The organism is Algibacter miyuki (genome assembly GCF_030409805.1).
GTDB classification, from domain to species: Bacteria; Bacteroidota; Bacteroidia; order Flavobacteriales; family Flavobacteriaceae; genus Algibacter; species Algibacter miyuki.
Genome location: NZ_JAUFQP010000001.1, coordinates 265,917 through 287,861, shown reverse-complemented (window position 1 = coordinate 287,861; position 21,945 = coordinate 265,917). Strand labels below are relative to the sequence as shown.

Below are 21,945 nucleotides of genomic sequence, written 5' to 3'. Positions count from 1 at the left end.
TTAAATTAATTTAATTTTTACCTTAATCAATAAACAACTCATCAATAAAGGGTCCGCTGTGGCCAGCTGTTTCAATCCTAATATTATTTGCTCCGGCTTTAAGTCTTAATATGGCAGGAACGAATTTCCATTCTTTTTCCCAACCTCCAGTTGGTTTAAATTCTAGAGTTCTTATAAACTCATCGTTTAGATATAACTTCATGGTATGTAATTCCCCTTCATTATTATGCATATACCTAAAACGCATACTATAATCACCTTCTTCACCATCGTTTTCTTGATAGAACGTTATAGCGCCTTCTTTACCATCAAACCTTACAAATCCACTACCTTTATAACGGTGTGCCTGCTTACTAACTTTTGCATCACCTTCTAAAACACCTTCTTCCGCAGAAATGTTTACCCCTCTTCCTATCCACATATCTTTAGAGTGTTCGTTTCCCCAAAATAAGCCTTTGTTTTTACCAAAGGTTTCTTCCATATTTAAAACAACTTTGCCATTTTGTTTTACTACTGCTTTTACTATTGTAGCATCTGCAACTTTAAAAGCACCTTTATAAATAACACCTTTTGTTTTTGGATTTTCGCCATTTACAGTATAAAGAATTTCTAAATCATCTATATTTGAAGTCCCAAAAACTTGAATCTGTTTGGCATCAATGGATATTTTATTTGAAGTGTATAATGCCTTATCTCCTAAAATTGAAGCTGTTATTAGTGAAGCTTTTTCTGCATTTGGTAACGCTCTTAAAAACAATCTCGTTTTCCCGAAAAACAAGGCTCTAAAATCTGATTTTGTTCTACTTGTAGGGTCAATAGGATTTCCATTTTCCATAGAAATTTTCTTTACATCACCTTGAATATTATAGTAAACTTTATTTTCGCCGTAGGGATATAAATTATCATTTTCGTCTAATCCTTCTGAACTGATAATATAACTTGTGGTAAAAGAATCTTCGGCAGCTAACTTTTGAATACTTGTCTTTAATTTTGATGGTTGCTTGCTGGTTGAAAAAGACGTGCGTTTTACCTCTTTACCACCAATGTATGCCACGGCTTCTAGTTTTCCGTCTTGATAAGGTACCATCCATTCGCATTGCATTTCGTTCCAAACAGTTCCTGGTTTGTCTTTTCCAAGTGATTTTCCATTTAAAAATAATTCAACTTCATCTGCATTAGAATATACCCAAACCGGAATAATCGTTCCTTTTTCCATTCTGGGATGCGTCCAATGAGGAAGCATGTGAATCATAGTTTCTTTGGTCCATTGACTTTGATAGAAATAAAACAAATCTTTTTTAAATCCTGCTACATCTAAAGCACCTCCCATAAATAAATTAAATGGTAAACCTCCATGTACTAAACCTGCTTCACCATAATAATCGAAACCTGTCCAACGGAAATGACCACTATGCCAAGGATTATCTCGCATTACTTCCCAGTATTTTCTAGCTGATACTCTTACCGTAGCATTATCGTAAGACGAATTGAAACTTTGTTTTCTGTTTCGCCAATTTTTAGGGTTGATTCCTTCATAAAAAAAGATTTCTTTTTCGGTTAAATTTGGCAATTCGTAAGTTCCTGGTAATTCGTTATCTCGCCACCAAGTTTGTGTTCTGTAATAACCTCTTGTTTGCCAAGTATGTGGCGCTTCGGTAGAAATAAATGGTTTATCAAAGGTTTTACTTTCTATAAACGATTTGGTTTCTGACCCTCCGTTAACACCTGTAATATCCATATCTTCTGGATTTCCTGCGCCTGATGTAAATAATCGTGTTGGGTCTAAACTTTTTCCGAATTTCACCAATTCTGGTGCAACATCACTATGGGTTTCGTTACCTAAACTCCACACAAAAATACTTGGATGATTTCTGTCTCTGGTAATCCATTCTTTTACATCGCGTTGCCACCATTCATCAAAGGCTTGTTTGCCATAATCTTGAGGTGCTTTTTTGTGCCATCCATCAAAAATTTCATCCATCACCAACAGACCTATTTCATCACATAAATCATAAAACATTGGCGGAGTTGGGTTATGAGATGGTCGAATGGCATTGATGCCCATATCTTTTAAAGATTGTAATTTCCAGCGTAACATTGGCTTTGTCCAAGCGCCTCCAACAGGTCCGCCTTCCCAATGCTCACAAACACCTTTTAATTTTACGTTTTCGCCATTTAACCAAAAACCTGTTTTAGTTTCCCATTTTACCGTTTTAAAGCCAAATGTTGTTTCTACCTCGTCAATTACTTTTTTACCCTCTAAAATTTTGGTAATAGCTCTATATAAGGTTGGCGTTTCTGGACTCCATAATTGTGGGTTTTCTATTTCAAATTGATAAGTTGGATTTGATCCTTTTAAGCTTTCAATTTTTTCAGTCAATTCTTTTCCCTCTGGAGAAAACAATTTTACTTCATATTTTAGCTTGTTTACATCGCCATTAATTTCTGCGTCAATAGAAACAGTTGCTTTATCTTCTTTAATAGAAGGCGTTTTTATAAAAATACTATTGGGTTTAAAATGCGTTGGATTTACGACTACTAATTTTACTGGGGCATAAATTCCACAAGGATGATACCAACGTGCCGATGGCTCTAAACTATTATCAACTCTTACAGCAATATTATTTTCACCTTGTTTTAAATACTTTGAAATATCGTATCTAAAACTAATGTAGCCATAAGGTCGTTTCCCTAAATGGTTGCCATTTATCCAAACTTCGCTATTCATGTAAACCCCATCAAAATTGATGTAGGTTACTTTGGATAAACTTTCTTTTTTTATATTGAAATCTTTTCTATACCAACCAATACCTCCATCATGATAACCCCCACCTTGACCTTGATCTCCTCCTTTACGAACACCTTTTTCAAAAGACCAATCGTGCGGAACATTTAGCGTTTTCCAACTAGAATCATCAAAATTTTCTTTTGAAAAAGACAGGTTATCTTCTAGAATAAATAACCAATTGTTATTGAAATTTATTTCAGCACGTTGCGAAAAAAGTTCCAACGACAATAGCATTATAGAAAGTATTATTATAAAATGCTTTTTCATATTACAATAGTGTGTTGATTTAAACTAATTTTATATTCTACCTAGGAATATCTTTTTGCAAGAATGGTTTATCCCCAGGAAATTGTATTTCTAAAAGCATTTTCATTCTACGTTCAACTTTCTTATATTTTTTGTTTCCAGATAAATTAACATAAGATAAAAGGCTTTTTTTATGTTCGTATAATTCAGCTTGAAGAACTTCGTTAGTTTGAGAATTTCTCCATTCTGTATAACGCCACTCACCATCTGTTGCCGTACAACCCATTATTTTTTTTCCTCTAGCATACACACTTGTTGCCACTTTATCCCATCGTTTTTTTGGATTATCAATTACAGAAAGTAAGCTTCTTCCTTCCCCTTTTGGACCTTCTAATCCACATAATTCAATTAAAGTTGGAAAAATATCTACATTTTCTACTAAGGCATCGGATGTTTTGCCAACAACTCTATGTTTATGGCCCGTTTCTCTACTAATTATTAACGGAACTCTAACATCAATTTCTAGATTAGAATGTTTACACCAAGCTCCATATTCACCTATTTTATACCCATGATCGCTCATAAAAATAACCATGGTGTTTTTGCGTAAATCTAATTCTTCTAGAGTATTCATAACTTTACCTACTTGAGCATCTATATAACTAATCGAAGCGTGATAACCATGAATTAAAGTTTGGGTTAAATCATCATCTAAATCGCCTTCTTTAGGTATACCTTGATACCCTCTTAACTCGCCCCACTGAGTTAATGCTAATCTGTAAGCATCTTTAGGTTTTTCTATAGAGGGAATTTTAAAATTATTTCTATCATATAAATCCCAATATTTTTTGGGCGCATTAAATGGTAAGTGTGGTTTACTTAAACCTACAAACATTAAGAATTTATCATCTTTAACCTTCTTTAATGTTTCTATGGCGTATTTTGATACGCGGCCATCTTTATAAGCTTCGTCTTCTACATCTGCATTTTCAAAAGCGGGTCCGTTTAAAGACTTTTTACCCTCGGCTTTTAATTGCTCTATTAATGCCAGATTATCTGGGTTATTATAAGTATTTGGTTCTTTTTCAAAATAGATAGACCATTCTTTTTTATCATCAGAACTATGATGATATACCTTACCAATACTTACTGTTTTATAGCCTATTTTATTAAAAAATTGTGGCATTGAAACCACATTTTTATGAACTTTACGAAGAGGTGTAAAAATACTATAAATCCCTAAAGATTCTGGGCGTAAACCCGTTAAAGTACTCATTCTAGAAGGGGCACAAATAGCTTGTTGTGTATATGCTTTATTGAACAGAATTCCTTCTGCTGCTAATTTATCTATATTAGGAGTTATTGCTGTTTCACTTCCGTAACACCCCAACTCTGCTCTTAAATCATCAACATAAAACATCAATATATTGGGCTGAACTTGCTGTGCATAAGTACATGAAGCTAAACTCAGAGCAAAAACAAATATCCACATCATATTTTTCATATCTTATTTTTTTTTTTTGGTGATTGCACATCCATGCGTCTTTTACCTAAATCTTTAACAACTCCTTTACCTTCATCAAAGCCCCAATAAGGAATTGCTTTTTTCTTTTCATCTAACATATAGCCCCATTCTTTCAAATATGCTTCTCGTGTTTTAAAATCATCTCCTAGTTTTTTCAGCGCTACATTAAGTTTTGTGTCTAACTCATTTTGAAGTTCCGTAAATTCTGATTTACCAAGTAAATTATGCATTTGATACGGATCGCTTAAATTATCAAAAAGCATAGTTGGTCCTTTAGGTGTTCTAGCATAAGTATATTGCTTAGTTTTTATAGCTCGATATGGAGAATCGTTGTAATTAGAACCGAAAGGGGCAACATTCATAACCAAAGCAGCACGATCAAATTCTGGGTTTGGATTCTTAATTAATTCTGAAAGATTTTCACCTTCTATATCATCAGGGATTTTAATATTGATCAGGCTTAGTAGCGATGGTAATATATCTGGTGTAGTAAGTGGCGCATTAATTACCGCTCCTTTCTGCTTGTCCATACCAGGGTATTTTATTAAAAACGGAACTCTAATAGATTCGTCCCATGCCAATTGTTTTACAAAGGGCTTTACCCCATGTGCTCCCATCATTTCACCATGGTCGGCAGTAAAAACAATGATGGTATTATCAGACAAATTTAACTCCTTGATTTTAGCTATAACCTTACCAATAGCCTCATCTGTTGCCGTGGCATGTGCATAATACCCCTGTAACTCTTTACGACTTCTTTCTTTAAATTCCTCAGGCACATTAGGGTTTAGAGTTAATGCATCAGGTGAATACATGTCTTTGTATTTCTTTGGTGCACTATTATGAGGATAATGCGGGGTAGCTATAGAGATAAAAGCTAAAAATGGGTTTTCATCATTAGCATGCTTCGTTAAGTATTGATTAGCATCTTTAACAATAGCAAATGGAGAATATTCACCCCAATGTTTTAACTCCGTATTTTCATTATCATAATAGGGCATTTTTGTGTAGTTATGAGAACATTCTAGGGCTTTCCAAAAATCAAAACCTTGGCGCCTTTCTTTTGGAATATACGTTGATCTTCCATGCCCATCCAAATGCCATTTCCCCCAATAGGCGGTATTGTAACCTTCTTCCTTTAAAATTTCCGCCATACATAATTCTTCTGAAGGTAAATACAGATCGTTTAAAAACATACCTGTAGTCGTGGGAAATTTACCAGTTAGTAAAGCCGCTCTATGTGGCGTACAAACGGGAGTAACAGATACTGCATTAGTAAAATTTACAGACGTTTTTGCAAAGGCATCTAAATGTGGTGTTTTAACATCGGGATTACCGGCATAACCTAAAGCAGAACCTCTCCATTGATCGGTTAAAATAAAAACGATGTTTGGCTTTTTACGGGTTTCAATATCTTTAGTTAATTCCTTTTTATTTACATCGTTACAACTTGACAAACTAATTAACACTGCTAAAACAATGGAGAAGGTTGTATTTATTTTCATTTTTTATTCTTTAATTGTTGTTTGAAAATTATAAGAACCAGATTGTGCAGATAGCTTGAAAACGCTTGTTCCTTTCTTTATTAATTTAAGATTTACAGACGTTTTTGCAAAGGCATCTAAATGTGGTGTTTTAACATCGGGATTACCGGCATAACCTAAAGCAGAACCTCTCCATTGATCGGTTAAAATAAAAACGATGTTTGGCTTTTTACGGGTTTCAATATCTTTAGTTAATTCCTTTTTATTTACATCGTTACAACTTGACAAACTAATTAACACTGCTAAAACAATGGAGAAGGTTGTATTTATTTTCATTTTTTATTCTTTAATTGTTGTTTGAAAATTATAAGAACCAGATTGTGCAGATAGCTTGAAAACGCTTGTTCCTTTCTTTATTAATTTAAGATTTTCACTTTCTTTAAATACCTCACCATTAACAAAAATTTCTTGAGATGTATTTGCTTGAATTTCTATTACGGCTTTAGTATTTGGTGGCACAGTAACATTTAAGAAAAAGCCCTTATCCTTTATCTCCCAAGCAGATACCACCTCCCCGTAAGGTGTATTTAAGTTAGCTGAGGCTGAAGTTAACGGTTCTCCCGGAACTGGTGCTATTCTAATGATTTTATAGCCTGGTTCTAAAGGTGCAATACCCGCTATACGCTCGTACATCCATTCTCCAATTGCTCCGTAAGCATAATGGTTTAAACTATTCATTTTTTGCGGATTAAATCCGTCTGTTTTGCTATAACTATTCCAACGTTCCCAAATAGTTGTAGCACCTTGATTGATAGAATAAAACCATGATGGATAGGTTTCATTGAATAATAGTTTATACATCAAATCTATTTCTCCAGTTTCATCTAAAACTTCAGACAATAAAGGAGTTCCTAAAAAACCTGTTCTTAAATGATTGTCGGCTTCTGTTATTTTTTCTAAAAGATACTTTTTTGCTTTAGCTTTATTATCTTCAGAGATTAAACCAAAAGCCAAGCCTAATAAATAAGAAGTTTGAGTTGCTGTACCTTCTTTTACTTTTCCATTTTCATCAAAAAACTCAGTTTCAAAAGCCTTTGATACATTTTTGTACAAAGTATTATACTTTTTAAAGGCATCTGTTTTACCTAAAGCTTTCGCCGTTTTTGCTGTTAAATTTGCTGAATGTGCAAAAAAAGCAGTACCAATTAAACTGTGGGATGTATCTCCTTTATTATTGCCATTTGCAGGAAGCGGCTGTAACCAATCGGCAAAACCATCCATAGAAGAAATATAATCTTTAGACCTTGTTTCATGATAGGCTACCCATCTTTTCATGGTTTCAAAGTTTTCTTCTAAGATTTTTTTATCTCCTGTTCTAAAGTAAATTTCCCAAGGAATAATGGTACATACATCGCCCCATCCGGCACTTACTTTATTGTTAAATAGAACATCTGGCACTACCCAAGGAATTCCGCCATTATCATATTGAGATTCTCGTACACTTTGCAACCAACTTGCCCAAAATTTATAAACATCGGCATTAAACATTGATGTAGGCCCAAAAACTTGAGCGTCTCCGGTCCACCCCATACGTTCATCACGTTGTGGGCAATCGGTTGGAATATCAAAAAAGTTGCCACGTAAGCCCCAAACAATATTGTTTTGAAGTTGGTTTAATTTTTCATGAGACGATGCAAATGTTCCGCTTTGTTCAAAATCCGAATATTGCACTAACCCTGTAACCCAGTTTTTTGAAGGTGTTTTTGAAGTATCAAATCCGCTTAATTCCACATATCGAAATCCATGAAATGTAAATTTTGGCATCCATTCTACAACGCCATCTTTTGATGCTGTATAATAATTTGTAGACTGGGCACTTCTGTAATTCTCCGTGTAGAAAGTACCATCTGGCGACAACATTTCTGCAAATCGAACTTTTAATGTTTGTCCTTTTTTCATCGGAACTTTCAACAATGGAACTCCTACCATATTTTGTTTTAAATCGAAAATAACAGCTCCATCTTTTTCAATTATCTCTTTGGTGGCTAATTCAATTTTAGTTTTAACGGTGGTATGTCTTTTAGGCTCTAAGCGTATATCGTTAGAAACAGGAAACGCCTCTACAGATTCCCAATTTTTATCATTAAAATTATTAGTAGCCCAACCACTCATTTCCAAATTAGCATCGTAAGTTTCACCATCATAAATTTCAGAAATTCTAATTGGTCCGTTTGTAGTTCCTTCCCAACCTTCATCAGAAAGAATCATTTGTTTTGAACCATCTTTCATTGTTAGTTCTAACTGGCACAACACCTTTGGGGATTCTGTATCAATCCATAGAGATTTCTTCCAACCTAATCTCCCTGAGTGCCACCCGGCAGCCAGTTCTACTCCAATTGTATTTTGTCCCGACACGATTAAACCAGTTACATCGTACGTTATAGTCTCTAAACGTGCTTTGTATGGTGTGTATCCAGGAGGCATCACATCATCACTCACATCTTCTCCGTTTATAGCCACATCAAACACGCCCTTTGCTGTAATATATAATCTTGCAGAAGCCACCTCAGCAGACAATTCGAAACCTTTTCTTAAATATTGTACTCTATGAATTATATTTTCTTGACTCCCTAAAATCTTTTCTTTTTTAGTGTCTAGACCTATCCATTTTGCATGCCATTCACTATTACATAATAGTCCTAATTCAAAGTTTTTAATTTCACTCCATTCTGAAGCTATATCATCTTGGTTCCAATATTTAACTTGCCAATATACTTTTTGTCTCGACTTTAGTGCTTTTCCTTGATAATTAATCCAAGTGGATTGTCTAGACTCTTGTTTATTAGAGTCCCATACATCTGGATTGTTTGGAAGTAATTCTGGGTTAGTAGCTGCAACTATTTGATAAGCGGTTTGGTTTTTCACTTCGTCCAAAACAGGCAATTGCCATGAAAAACTAGGCTTACTATTGTAAAATCCTAAAGGGTTTTCAAAACCTTCTGAAACCGTTAAATTTTTAGGACTTCCTAGAGTTTGTGGTTCTTTACATGATACTTGAAAAAATAAAATAAAGCAACACATTGCAGAAAAAAGATATTTAAACATGTTTGTATTCATTAAAGTTTAGTTTGAAATTTATAGGTTCCTGAATTTACTGAAATCACGAAAAATTCTTTATCGCTATGTATTAATTTTATATTTGAAGTAGCTTTAAAAGGATTTCCGTTTACATATAGATTTTCAATACTTCCATATGGCATATGAACTTCTGCTGATGTATTTGGAGCAACAACAACTTCCAATTGAAACGTTTTATTTTCAATTTTCCATGAAGAAGAAGCTTTTCCGTATGGTGTATTTAAACTTGCAGAAGCAGAATTTAAAAAATCAGTATTAGGTATGGGAGCAATTCTTATTTTTTTATAACCCGGCTCTAAAGATGCAATGCCAGCAATACGCTCATACATCCATTGTCCAACGGCACCATAAGCATAATGGTTTAAACTATTCATACTTTGCGGATTGTACCCTTCTGCTTTACTGTAACTATTCCAACGTTCCCACATAGTAGTTGCACCTTGATTAATAGAGTAAAACCAAGATGGATATGTTTCTTTAAATAGAATTTTATACATCAAATCTATTTCTCCCATATCATCAAGTACCTTTGGCAATAGTGGTGTTCCCAAAAAACCAGTTCCTAAGTGGTTATTGGTATTTTTTATCTCCTCAAGCAACTGTTTTTGTGCTTTTACTTTAGTTTCTGGTTTTAGTAAATCAAAATAGATTGCTAATAAATAACTTGTTTGTGTTTGTTTTTTGCCTGTAAACTTTCCGTTATCAAAAAAGGTGTTTTCAAAAGCATTAGCCACTTCTTTATATAACTTTTTGTATATTTTCTCTTCTTCTGTTTTTCCCAAAACTCGAGCCATTTTGGAGACTAAATGGGCCGAATGTGCAAAATAAGCTGTATTAATCAACTCTTTGGGTGTATCGCCTCTATTTCCTATTTTACCTGTTTTTTCTGGATAGGGTTGCAACCAATCGGCAAAAGAATACATATTGGGAATATAATTTTCAGCCTTAGATTGATAATAGCTAACCCACTTTTTGGACATATCGTAATTTTCTTCAAGTACACTTATATCTCCTGTGATATTATAAATATCCCAAGGGATAATAACACCTGCATCTCCCCAACCAGAACTTCCATTATTATTTTGTAGTACATCTGGAATTATGAAAGGAATTAAACCATTGTTATGTTCAGACTGAGTTTCTCTCATACTTTGCAACCAGGCTGCCCAAAAAGCATGTGTATTAAAATTAAACATAGCCGTTGGAGAAATTACTTGTGCATCTCCAGTCCACCCTAAACGCTCATCACGTTGCGGACAATCTGTTGGAACATCGAAAAAGTTATCGCGTAGCCCCCATGTTATATTACTTTGCAGTTGATTTAATTTATGGTGCGATGAAGTAAATGTTCCATTTTTTTCAAAATCTGAATGTTGCACGATTCCTTCAACCCAAGTTGTCTCGGGCTTTGCCTCTTTATCAAATCCGCTTAATTCTACAAACTGAAATCCGTGGAATGTAAATTTTGGTTTGTATTCTATAATACCATCCGCAGCTGCGATATAATAATCGGTTGATTGTGCTGAACGGTAATTTGTGGTATAAAATGTTCCATCATTCAACAACATTTCAGAAAAACGAATTGTTAAAGTATCTCCTTTTTTCATTGGCACTTTAACATTTGGAATGCCTACCATGTTTTGCTTTAAGTTGAATATTACCGAATTTTCCTTTACTGAAACAATCTCTACATCTTTTATAATTGTTTTGTTTTTTACTGTAGTGTGACGTTTAGGCTCTAGTTTAACATCATCGGAAATAGGTTCAACTTCTACATTTTGCCATGACACATCATCAAAATTTGAAGTTGACCAATTGGGGATTTCAAAATTAGCATTGTAAGTTTCTCCATCATAAATACCAGCTAATCTAATTGGCCCATTGGTTGTACCTTTCCAACTTTCGTCTGATAAAATAGTTTGTTTTGAACCGTCTTTTAAGGTTATTTCTAACTGACATAATACTTTTGGAGATGCAACATTATCGTAAAGCGCTTTGCCTCTACTAATTCTTCCTGAATGCCATCCAGTAGCCAGCTCTACTGCTATAACATTTTTACCTATTTCTAAAAAATCAGTAACATTGTATGTCAAGGTTTCTATACGGTGATTATACGGTGTCCAACCCGGAGGCATCACATCATCACTAACATTTTCATCATTTAAATGCACATCGAAAATGCCCTTAGCAGTAATATATAATCTAGCATATTCTACATGGTTAGGTAATGTAAAACCTTTTCTTAAATACTGAGGTTTATGTATTAAAAACTTTCGAACACCTTTGATACTATCTTTAGCAGTATCTAGACCGGTCCATTTTGCTTTCCAATCTTTATTATGCAATAAACCTAATTCAAAAGTGTTTGCTTCACTCCACTCCGATACCTCGTCATTCTCGTTCCAATAGCGCACTTGCCAATACACTTTTTGTCTAGATTCTAATACTTTACCTTGATATTTTATAAAACTAACTTGTTCACTATCTTGTTTATTGGAATCCCATAAATCTGGATTATTTGGCAATAGTTCTTCTGAAGATGCTAAAACTACCTGATAAGCTGTTTGTGACTTAACTTGTTCTGAAACTGGTAATTTCCAAGACAAAGTGGGCCTACTATCATAAAACCCAATTGGATTTATAAATCCTTCAGAAATGGTTAGAGCATACGGAGCCTCAACATTTTTTTTTTCACATGAAAACGAACAAAAACTTATTATGGAACTAATGACTAAAACGAAAAAATACTCTAACTTCATATATAATATTTAGGTTAAAAACACGATTATCTTAAGCTATTCACAACTCCAAAAAAACAGATAAAGCTTAAAAAGCTAAGATGTTTATTTTTTATATAAAAACTGTCCTGCTTTATCTCGTTTCATGAGGAGCTATTACAAAAAAAGGAATAATACATACCTTTATTATAAAATTATTTCACTACAAGTTTTGTTCGGTTTATCCTTTGGTACACATCCAAAACTTCAATAAAATAAACACCTTTTTTAAACCTGCCCTGGTTTTCTATCTCTAAACGATTACTATTTGTTGAACTTTTATAAACAGGCTTTCCCAAAATATCATAAATAGTTACTGTTGCGCTATTAAAACCTGATAAAACGAGTATAAATTTATTACGAGCCGGGTTAGGATACACTTTTAATGATGATGATTTAAGTGCTTTATCATCTATGTTTAGCGTTGCAGCCTCTATAATCCATTTACTCCTATCGTCTGTATTTTCAGAGTGTTCAATAATCCCGTTGGCATTGTGGTACAAATATCTATTCCCATTTCGGGTTTTAAAACGATACGCGCCATCGTTTTCATAAATAATAGTCCATTGTTTATCGGAATCTTCACGAGGTGCAGAAAATGCTGTATTTATAATATCGCCAACTGGATTACCTGCAGCCCTCAGGATACCGCGATCTGTTTTACTTTCAATATTATAATAATCTCCTGCCTTAACAAACTCCCATTCTTTATCGGTACCATTACTGGATACACTAGCAACAACATTGGCACCTTCAGAATCTAAATACTGTTCGGTTACAAAATTTTTCAATCTGTAAATACTACCTGTTAAATCTGTTGGATCATTAACTTGAAAATGAACAGTAATTGCGGGAGAAGACACCGTTTTATTACTTGCATTGTAAGCTATAGCTTGAACGGTATAAGTTCCCTCGGTCTCGGGAGCCCAATTAACAGTGTATGGACTTGTAGTATCTTCATCCAAAGAGACGCCATTAACTCTAAATTCTACTTTTGAAATACTTCCATTTTCATCGGTAGCATTAGCAGAAATTTGAACCGTTTCTCCAATATCAAAAGTTTCGTCGTTTGACGGAGATGTTATAGTTACCCTAAAAGGTTCTAATACAATTCCTAAATCTATCACTTGAAGATATAGTGGTTGAGCATTGCCTGAGCTGTTTTCCATCAAATAATAATACAATTTACCATTAGCGATATACACTTGCCCATGATCGAAGGTTTTACCAGAAATAGCCTGATAGACCCGTGTAAAATTATTGGTACCGCCTTGTGCCTTTTCTACATAAACTCTACCTCCAGTTAATCCAATGATAAAGATATCGTCCCCTGCAGTATAAATAGCTTCTGCTCCCGAGAAATCTTCCGAGGTTATAAAATCTGTTGCTCCAGCAGGTTTATAGGTGTGTAAATATTTTGTAATATTATATTGATTGTCTTTTACCCTGCTTATAATATGAACATCCCCATTTTCGGTAACAGTCCAATCAAAATCTTGAACAATATTTATTGAATTTGCATTGGTACCTTGCACATAATCTCCAGGCTCCATTACTTTGATAAAATCGGCATCATATAATGGTAAACTGAAACTTTGTCCTTGGTGGTTCTTCCAGCCTGTAAAGCCATTTTGATCATCGGAGTACGCATAATACACCCCATTTTGATATATGTACTTATCGTTATTATCTTGAGATCTTCGCTGAAAACCGATACGCATTTTACCGTTAACATATTTTATATCGCCATAAAGCCCCCAATTGTAGGTTATTCCTGGTTGATTCTTTGCGTTTAACACGTTAAAATGGGTAAAACTAGACCATGTGGATGTACTTGCATTATATTTAGAAAATTTATATGCTCCATTATTATTTCCGCCCTCTCTCATGTACATAAATAAATCTCCCGAATTGTTCAAGAAAAACTTAGGATACGTAAGTGCCGAAAAATTGTTATAATCTACTCCACCATTAAGACTTAAATGTTTATATCCACCGCTAGTATTTTGTACAAACTTATCTAATGTGAAGTCTACATCAGGTAATGCAGCAGCATTGGCTATGGAATAGGAATATCTAAAATAATCGTCACTTAAACTACCATCTGAAGGTCTTGAATTGTCATAAGAATGCATATCGTACAATAAATGGATTGTTCCATTTAAAGGGCTTACTCCTATAGCAATAGTGTTATGAGATTCTCCAATCCACCATTTATTTTGATACCCCGTATGGCGATGCGGAAACTCTATGGTCGCCATGGTTCCTGTATTGGTGTTGTAACGGGTTAACATAACATGGCGGTCTGCTTTCCCGCCTCTGTACCACGTCATGAAAACATACTCATTATACGTTGTAATACAGTCGCCATGAGCTGAAATATTTCTTCCAAAATAAAAATCATAGGGTGCGGCATCTCCTGTATTTGTAGCACTAGTTGTTACTTGACTTCCATCGAAATGCAAACCTAAATCGGTTATTTTAATTTCATTTTCTAATACAACCTGTGCCTGTGAAATAAATGTGCATAGGAGTATTATAAATATTTGTACAGGTTTATAACTAACAATATTTACTAAGTATTTTTTTTCATTATAAAGCATTATAAGTATTTATTTAGTTTATTTTAGTCTATAAATTTAATTAGAGACTAGAACATATCTATACTGCTTTGTAGGGGTGTAATTTAAATTATGAATAAGATAACTAAAGCCGTTAACTTCTTGATAGTCTAAGCTTACTATTCCATATAAAACAATTCCTCTAAAGGAACAGAAACAGGAGAATTATCGGGATGTACCTCCATAATATCTGCCATAAAATCCCACCATTTTTTTACTATGTCGTTTTTGGCTAAATCTTGAGAGCCTCCTTTGCCCGAAACCTTTTGAAAAGCGAAAAGCATATTGGTTTCTTCGTCTAAAAATATAGAATAATCACTCACTCCATTCTCTTTTAACAATTGTTTTAACTCTGGCCACAACTTGTCATGACGTTCTTTATAGGCCTCTTTCTGACCTTCATTCAATTTCATTCTAAAAGCTAATCTTTGCATAAAAAATATATTTAGTTACAGTGATATAATAGGTTAGAATAAACACCATCTTTAGGTTTTCCTATGGCACAGTATTCACCAACATTAAATTGACTTCCGGCCATTAAAAACAAACTATTTAGACCTTGGAGTGCTTTTTTAACACTACTTATTTGTTGATGTTCCCATTTTTTCTCTTCTAAGGCATAAGGTTTTAAAAACTCAAAGGCTTTTTTTATACTAGCGCCGTTTTTTGCTTGATAGTTCCATAAATCGACCCCTAATCTTTTTCCGAAGTATGCCAATTGTGTAAACCCTCTTAAACTCATGGTACTATACGAAAGTGCTTTTGTTCGTGCTAATTCGTGTGGCTGACTTCCATTTGGTTCTATTTGTGTTGCTATACGCTTAGTTTTAACGGTTTCAAGTACAGCTTTAGCCTCTTCATTTTTATTTAAAAACATAAGTATACTTACCTCCTGAACATCATACCATACCCCATGATTGTTTTTGGTGTTTTTCTCAAAAATGCCATTTTCGCTAGTTTGTAACCAATAAAGGTATTTTGTAAACCAAAGCCTTAATTGTTTACTTGTTTCCTTGTCTATTGTATTTTTTAACTCTAAAATCTCTATAGCCGTTATAATATTTGTTACTCCTGCAAACTCAATAATCCCAATACCTCGCCCTGTATTTATCCCTGGAATACCTTGAGCAAAATTTAAATTAGGGTTCATTTTTGTTTCATTGTTTACAAACCATACTTTAAGAAACTCTAAAGCCTTTTTCCCATATTTTTCTTCATCTGAAAAAAAATAAGCCAAAGACAGGTTAGTAATATTTCCAAACATAACATTTTTGCTTTCAAAATCTGTATTTCCTTCACGCGTAAGCGGATTTATCTGTCCATCTTTCCTTATCCACGGCAATCCATCTAGTTTATCTGGATTTGGCCACCAATAAGGACCATACGATATATAATCATGTTTATCTCCACTTGGTGGTATTTGTGTTTTTTGAACCACTGATAAGGCTTTATCTTCTAATTGCTTATTAGCACTTTTCACCAAATCGCTATACACATTAGCATACTCTGGGGCTTCTAACTTATTTTTAACAGCCTCTAATTTACTACAGTCTAAAAGCGACAAACTGTCTTTAAACCCATTTTTATTTTCATCCGGTTTAGCTTGTATATTACAATTACCAGAAACCGTTACCCCCATTAAGAGTGATAAAACCACTGTTTTAAACATAGTACGACTCATATTTTAAAATCTTTTTATTAATTACATATGAAAAAACAAACTGTTTAAACTTTGAAATGTTTTTTTATTAAAGCTCCTTAATTTTAAGGTTTCTCCAATGAATAACCCCTTGTTTACCACCATGAACTTGCAGTCCAATAAATCCTTTTGGGTATTCATTATTTTTATCTATCCAATGTGCTGCCGGAACTCCATTTATCCAAGTTTTAAATACATTTCCTTTTACTTTTACCGTTACACGATTCCAGGTACTTCTATCTATAACATTTTTATGAATTTCGTGTTCAGGAGCTTTTAAAGGGTAAAACCATCCTCCACAATTCTGACCATAAATCCCTCCAGACCAACCGCGCCCTTTTTTTGCTAAATCCTCCATTTCTACCTGGGGACCAATAACTGTATTTCGATTTGAATCCTTTTGAATTATGGAACGGACTTGAACTCCTGTATTACCATCTACTTCCCATTTTGTTTCACAAGTAAAAATAAAATCTACATACTCTTTTTCTGTACATAAAAAAGTACTCGGTCCCTCGCTACAAGTTCCTACAATCTCACTATTCTTTACTTCAAATTTCATAGTTCCCTGTTTAGATTCCCAGCCATCTAAATTCTTCCCATTAAATAAAGCTATAAATTCCCCGCTATTTAATTGAGGCTCTTTATCATTATTTAATAGTTGTACTTTTTTTATTTGAGTATTATCTTGGGCAATTACATTTAACGTAAAAACCAATACGGCAATTAATACCAACTTATTTTTTATCATTGTCTAATTTTTCTCGTGAATACTTGATGTGATTTTTATTTAGTTTTTTTTTGAAATCCCCCCTTCTAACAAGGTTTTAACAACCGCTACAGAACCTTGCTGCAATCCCTTATTTACATTAGCCCCTGTTATCCAATATAGCACCATACCGGCATCCGAACAATCCCATTTTCCTTTTTGAAACTTCACCACATTATCTATTTCTGCCATTTTCCCCATAAGCCAAACAAACTGAATGCGATGATCGGGATGGTTCATAGCCCAATTCCATTGAGATTGATCCACTTTTAAATTGATATTTTGATCAGATATACGAACTTCTTCAATACCAAAATCTAAAATATCCTGCCATTTATAAAAATCACCAGCATCGTCATTTGCAGGATGATGCGTTATCACTTTCACGAATTGGAGCTTCTCTTTTAGCGAAGCCTCCAATGCAAAGCCTATAATATCAGGCTCGCCTGCTTCAATAATCCAAAGTGGGTCCTTTTCTGAAGAAGCATTTATAGCATTACTTAAATCTTTAATAGTTTCGTCCAATTGCCACTTGGCATCAAAAAAGGTTAAATGATCAAAACCTCCCCATCGCCGTGCAGTTCCATCGCAGGCCGTTTGCATCATGGCGTGCCTTTCGTATTCTGCTGCTTCTGAAATTCTATCTACTCTTACCAAATCGCAACTGTGGGAATAGTGTACCAACCTATTTTCTAGGCCTGTTGCTTTAAGCAAAGCTATGGAAACGGCTGTACCTCCCAAATCGTCTGGATCTGGTGAATTGCCATCTGCCACTATAGCTACTCTTCCGCTGGGCGCATTAATTACGGTTTGTGCTGTTACCGAACCCACAACTAAAATGGCAAATACCATTAAAACTAATTTGTCCATATCTATAAATATCTGTTTTAAAAATGTACTGTAACTTATTTTTTAAATTATGATTTAACCTTTAGGGTAATCGTTTTTAAATCTTCAACTTTAGAAGAAGCTCCTACAGAAATAGTAAAAGTTCCAGGTTCCACAACTTTTTTCAGGTCTTGGTTTAAAATATTTAATTCGTCAAAACCAAGTTTAAAACTAACAGTTTTAGTTTCTCCTGGCTTTAAGGTAATACGCTTAAACCCTTTTAACATTTTAAGGTAACGGCCTACAGAAGCATAATCGTCGCGCACATACATTTGCACAACCTCATCTCCGGTTCTTTGTCCCGTGTTAGTTACCTCCACCGATACCGTAGTAAATCCGTCCATATTAATGGTTTCTTTTTCCAATTTTGGTTTACTGTAATTAAACGCTGTATAACTTAACCCATAACCAAATGGAAATAATGGTGTTTTAACAGCATTTTTATATAGCCCTTTACCAGACCCAATAAAATCTGGACGTTCTAAATACGTTACGGGAATTTGACCTACCGAACGAGGAAAAGAAACCGTTAATTTCCCTCCAGGATTTACATCACCAAAAAGAGCATCTGCAATCGCGTCTCCTGAACGCATTCCTAAATACCATGTTTCTAAAATTGAAGGCACATTTTCAGCTATATAATTAATAGATAATGGACGTCCATTTATTAAAACTACAATTACAGGTTTTCCTGTTTTATGAATAGCTTCCACCAAATCATTCTGTACCCCATATAATTCCAGACTTTCACGATCTACACCTTCTCCTGCTGTCCGCCTAGAACCTCCAACCACGAGTACTACAGCATCTGAATTTTCGGCTGCCGCTACGGCTTCAGAAATCCCTTGTGTAGATTCGCCTAATAAATCACAGCCTTTTGCGTAGTTTATCTTTATCTCCTTTCCCACCTTATTTTTAATACCATCTAGTACAGAAACATAATAAGGTGGCAGTCCAGAATACCCTCCTAATAATGAATAGGTGCCTTTTTTAGGCTGTAATTCAGTAGCATTAGGGCCAATAATGGCCAAAGACTTTATTTTAGATTTATCTAAAGGCAATAGGTTATTATCATTTTTTAGCAAAATAATCGCCTTTTTCGCCATTTCATAAGCAAATTCCTGATGTTCCTTTTTGCTAACTATAGTATCTGTTTTTACTTCTTTTGATTTAGAATCAAACAATCCTAATTTATATTTTGCTTTAAGTATTCTAGAGGTTGCTTTATCAATATATTTTACTAATTCCGGATTTTTCTGGATGGTATCCTTTAAAACTGTAGCATGATAAGTATATAAGTCTAACGGTTTACCTAAAACTAAATCCATATCCACGCCTGCTTTTAACCCCAACAAAGCAGCTTCTGCTCTAGTTTCTGTTATGTAATGCATGGTTTGTAATCTCCCCACATCATTATTATCCGATACTATAAAACCGTCAAATCCTAGTTCTCCTCTTAAAACATCATTTAACAACCAACTATTCATATGGCACGGTACGCCATTAAAATCCTGATGCCCAGGCATAATACAGGCTATATCCCCCTCTTTTACCGCGGCTTCAAACGGAGGTAAAAAAACCTCTCTTAATCGGCGCTCCGACATATCGCTAAAACCACCATTAATTCCTCTTCTATTTTCGGGATATCCCACAAAGTGTTTCGCTGTTGCTACCACATGATTTTTATCAAATTGTTCTTCCCCCATACCTTGCATACCTTGAATAAATGCAACGCCCATTCTTGATACTAAATAAGGATCTTCTCCGTATGATTCTTCTACCCTGCCATATCTAGGGTCTCCTGAAATAACATCTAAATTAGGCGAATAAATATGTGTAATGTTTAAAGCACGTGCTTCTAAGGCTGTTTGTTCAGCCATTTTTTCAACTAATTTTGGCTCCCATGTTGAACCTGCCGCAATAGCTTGAGGATACACCGTTACGCCATCGTACCAAAGTCCATGTAAGCCTTCTCCAAATTTCATAAAAGGGATACCCAATCTATCATTTGCCGGAGCATCTTGCGTCATTTCAGCAATTTTTTCCTCTAAGGTCATTTGGCTAATTAATTTAGCTACTTGTTCATTTATTTCTGTATCTAATCTAGATTCTACAGATTTATTGTTTTGTGCTTCACTAGTAAGCAATGTTGCTAACAATAGAGCTGTTAACCATATTTTTTTCATCAATAATATATTTAGTTATTAAAAATTTCAAATTCCTGGAACATTTTGGACGTGTAATTAGAAGCTCCTTTACTGTTATCTGTTTTAAATTTAAGCTTCGTATTGCGTGAATAACCAAAACACTATAAAAATCTCCAGCAATAGTTTGAGGATAACTATTTAAACAAAACATTAAGGCCGAAATACAATTATTTCGACCTTAATAAAGGTAACAAACTAAAAAACACTCTTATCTGTAGCCATTATTAGTTGGGTCTGACTGCAATAAATTTGGATTGGTTTGCAGTTCTTGTAATGGTATTGGCAATTTTACATGCCATGATTTTATATTGGCAGAAGGGTCCCAAAATCTGTATTCTAAATTCTCTACAACATCGAACAGTATGCCCCACCTAATTAAATCGTAACGTCTGTGAGCTTCTCCTGCTAACTCCCACTTACGCTCATCGTATATAGCTTCTCTAAACGCTTGTTGACTAAGCCCTTTTATAATCTCTGCATCGACTATACTTGTATAAGCACGTTCTCTTAAATCCTTTATGTAACTATAAGCTACTATAGGACTTCCTCCAGGACGCTCGTTTTCACACTCTGCAGCCATTAAATGTACATCTGCTAAACGAAATACTAATCTATTATCCGAGTGATTAAATCGCGGTGAATCGTTCACATCTAAATTCCAAAATTTAGACATATAAGGAAAGTTTAATTGAATACCTGCGTAAGTATCTTGAATGTTTAATGCTCTTCTTAAATCATTCGCAGGAAACTTTTCCGCAAAATCTTTAGATGCCACCTGCAACCCCGTTCCGTTAAACGCTTCGTTATTTGCGGCTAAAGCTGCTTTTAAAGCATCACTATCATCATTATTAGCAGGCTCATCTCTTAATCGCGGACTAAACATACTTGGCCTCCAGTTTCCATTACCAAAAACAGCAGGTAAAGAACCATCGTCCCTTACTGTTCCTTCTTCAAATTGACCTCTTATATCTTTAGCAAAGTCTAAAGACCAAATAATTTCTGAATTATATTCGTTTTTTGGATCAAATACATCTGCATAATTAGATAACAAAGCATGTGGTGATTGATTAATAATCTCAATACATTTATCTAATCCTAATTGCCATTGTTCTTGTTGCATTAAAATTTTTGCTTCAATTATAGCAGCAGCCCATTTAGAGGCTCTACCACTATTATCTCCGGTATAAGCATCTTGCAAGTTGGCTTGAGCAAATTGTAAATCGTCTAAAACACCACTTATAATAGTAGCTTCATCTGTTCTTCCTAAAACTTTAACTTCATCTATTTCTAGAGCTTCTGTGTAATACGGTGCATCTCCCCAAAGGTTTGTTATATGCCAATAAGATAGCGCTCTTACAAATCTTGCATCTGCAATAATATCCAATTGCGAGGCTGGTGTTATAGCTTCATTATCGGTAACCCTATCAATAACAATATTTACATTATTAATAACCCTATATAAATCTTTCCAAGTATCTGACACACTCATTTTTTGCACAGATACATCGGCAATGGCTTCGTTCATAGAATAATTCCCAATAGGCTCAAAAATATTTGTCGCACGATTGGGTTCTATAATATCTGCACCATTATCATAAAAAACATCTAAGCCAACTTGCCCGTAAATAGAATTGTTCTTTAAAATGCCATAAACACCATTCATGGCTTGTCTTGCATCATTTTCTGAAGCAAAAAATGTTTCGGGTGCTATTACTGCTTTAGGATCTTCCTCTAGGAAACTCTCACAACTAAAAAAAGCAATTGTAATGGCGACGTATAAAAATATATGTTTTGTTTTCATCT

At 34.4% G+C, this 21,945-nt stretch carries 13 protein-coding genes; all 13 read right to left on the bottom strand.

What is annotated here, in order from left to right:
* Nucleotides 1–22: 22 nt before the first annotated feature.
* The 13 genes from QWY92_RS00830 to QWY92_RS00770 all read right to left on the bottom strand — a co-directional run bounded on the left by QWY92_RS00830 (nt 23) and on the right by QWY92_RS00770 (nt 21,943).
* On the bottom strand, nt 23–3,055 hold the full coding sequence (locus tag QWY92_RS00830) for a glycoside hydrolase family 2 TIM barrel-domain containing protein (RefSeq protein ID WP_290267875.1): 3,033 nt from the start codon (nt 3,053–3,055) through the stop codon (nt 23–25).
* A 37-nt stretch (nt 3,056–3,092) separates the two neighbouring features.
* Nucleotides 3,093–4,529, bottom strand: coding sequence for a sulfatase (locus QWY92_RS00825; protein ID WP_290267874.1), 1,437 nt, complete (start codon nt 4,527–4,529; stop codon nt 3,093–3,095).
* A 5-nt stretch (nt 4,530–4,534) separates the two neighbouring features.
* Nucleotides 4,535–6,064 (bottom strand): sulfatase family protein, encoded by a 1,530-nt coding sequence (locus QWY92_RS00820; protein WP_290267873.1) that lies wholly within the window; start codon nt 6,062–6,064, stop codon nt 4,535–4,537.
* 3 nt (nt 6,065–6,067) lie between these two features.
* A complete protein-coding gene (locus QWY92_RS00815; protein ID WP_290267872.1) occupies nt 6,068–6,379 on the bottom strand; it encodes a hypothetical protein in 312 nt (103 codons plus the stop codon).
* A gap of 3 nt (nt 6,380–6,382) precedes the next feature.
* Entirely contained in the window at nt 6,383–9,160 is a 2,778-nt protein-coding gene (locus QWY92_RS00810) for an alpha-L-rhamnosidase (RefSeq protein ID WP_290267871.1), read from the bottom strand.
* The gene (locus tag QWY92_RS00805) at nt 9,160–11,940 is read right to left on the bottom strand and encodes an alpha-L-rhamnosidase (RefSeq protein WP_290267870.1); all 2,781 of its coding nucleotides are present in this window, start codon (nt 11,938–11,940) and stop codon (nt 9,160–9,162) included. Before QWY92_RS00805 ends, QWY92_RS00810 begins: the two co-directional genes overlap by 1 nt.
* A gap of 173 nt (nt 11,941–12,113) precedes the next feature.
* Entirely contained in the window at nt 12,114–14,561 is a 2,448-nt protein-coding gene (locus tag QWY92_RS00800; RefSeq protein ID WP_290267869.1) for a BNR-4 repeat-containing protein, read from the bottom strand.
* A 137-nt stretch (nt 14,562–14,698) separates the two neighbouring features.
* Nucleotides 14,699–15,013, bottom strand: coding sequence for an L-rhamnose mutarotase (gene rhaM, locus QWY92_RS00795; protein WP_282147917.1), 315 nt, complete (start codon nt 15,011–15,013; stop codon nt 14,699–14,701).
* Nucleotides 15,014–15,024: 11 nt separating this feature from the next.
* Entirely contained in the window at nt 15,025–16,260 is a 1,236-nt protein-coding gene (locus QWY92_RS00790; RefSeq protein WP_290267867.1) for an alginate lyase family protein, read from the bottom strand.
* Nucleotides 16,261–16,327: 67 nt separating this feature from the next.
* On the bottom strand, nt 16,328–17,029 hold the full coding sequence (locus QWY92_RS00785; protein WP_133966376.1) for a 3-keto-disaccharide hydrolase: 702 nt from the start codon (nt 17,027–17,029) through the stop codon (nt 16,328–16,330).
* Between the two features lie 39 nt (nt 17,030–17,068).
* A complete protein-coding gene (locus tag QWY92_RS00780; RefSeq protein WP_206672749.1) occupies nt 17,069–17,917 on the bottom strand; it encodes a hypothetical protein in 849 nt (282 codons plus the stop codon).
* Between the two features lie 47 nt (nt 17,918–17,964).
* The gene (locus QWY92_RS00775) at nt 17,965–20,121 is read right to left on the bottom strand and encodes a beta-xylosidase (RefSeq protein WP_290267861.1); all 2,157 of its coding nucleotides are present in this window, start codon (nt 20,119–20,121) and stop codon (nt 17,965–17,967) included.
* Between the two features lie 229 nt (nt 20,122–20,350).
* Nucleotides 20,351–21,943, bottom strand: coding sequence for a RagB/SusD family nutrient uptake outer membrane protein (locus QWY92_RS00770; protein ID WP_290267858.1), 1,593 nt, complete (start codon nt 21,941–21,943; stop codon nt 20,351–20,353).
* Nucleotides 21,944–21,945: the final 2 nt, after the last annotated feature.

Bases quoted from the DNA above. Each gene is read 5' to 3' on its own strand.
- rhaM (WP_282147917.1), bottom strand. From the start codon at position 15,013: ATGCAAAGATTAGCTTTTAGAATGAAATTGAATGAAGGTCAGAAAGAG.
- QWY92_RS00815 (WP_290267872.1), bottom strand. From the start codon at position 6,379: ATGAAAATAAATACAACCTTCTCCATTGTTTTAGCAGTGTTAATTAGT.
- QWY92_RS00790 (WP_290267867.1), bottom strand. From the start codon at position 16,260: ATGAGTCGTACTATGTTTAAAACAGTGGTTTTATCACTCTTAATGGGG.
- QWY92_RS00770 (WP_290267858.1), bottom strand. From the start codon at position 21,943: ATGAAAACAAAACATATATTTTTATACGTCGCCATTACAATTGCTTTT.
- QWY92_RS00775 (WP_290267861.1), bottom strand. From the start codon at position 20,121: ATGAAAAAAATATGGTTAACAGCTCTATTGTTAGCAACATTGCTTACT.
- QWY92_RS00810 (WP_290267871.1), bottom strand. From the start codon at position 9,160: ATGAATACAAACATGTTTAAATATCTTTTTTCTGCAATGTGTTGCTTT.
- QWY92_RS00820 (WP_290267873.1), bottom strand. From the start codon at position 6,064: ATGAAAATAAATACAACCTTCTCCATTGTTTTAGCAGTGTTAATTAGT.
- QWY92_RS00780 (WP_206672749.1), bottom strand. From the start codon at position 17,917: ATGGACAAATTAGTTTTAATGGTATTTGCCATTTTAGTTGTGGGTTCG.
- QWY92_RS00830 (WP_290267875.1), bottom strand. From the start codon at position 3,055: ATGAAAAAGCATTTTATAATAATACTTTCTATAATGCTATTGTCGTTG.
- QWY92_RS00800 (WP_290267869.1), bottom strand. From the start codon at position 14,561: ATGCTTTATAATGAAAAAAAATACTTAGTAAATATTGTTAGTTATAAA.
- QWY92_RS00785 (WP_133966376.1), bottom strand. From the start codon at position 17,029: ATGATAAAAAATAAGTTGGTATTAATTGCCGTATTGGTTTTTACGTTA.
- QWY92_RS00825 (WP_290267874.1), bottom strand. From the start codon at position 4,529: ATGATGTGGATATTTGTTTTTGCTCTGAGTTTAGCTTCATGTACTTAT.
- QWY92_RS00805 (WP_290267870.1), bottom strand. From the start codon at position 11,940: ATGAAGTTAGAGTATTTTTTCGTTTTAGTCATTAGTTCCATAATAAGT.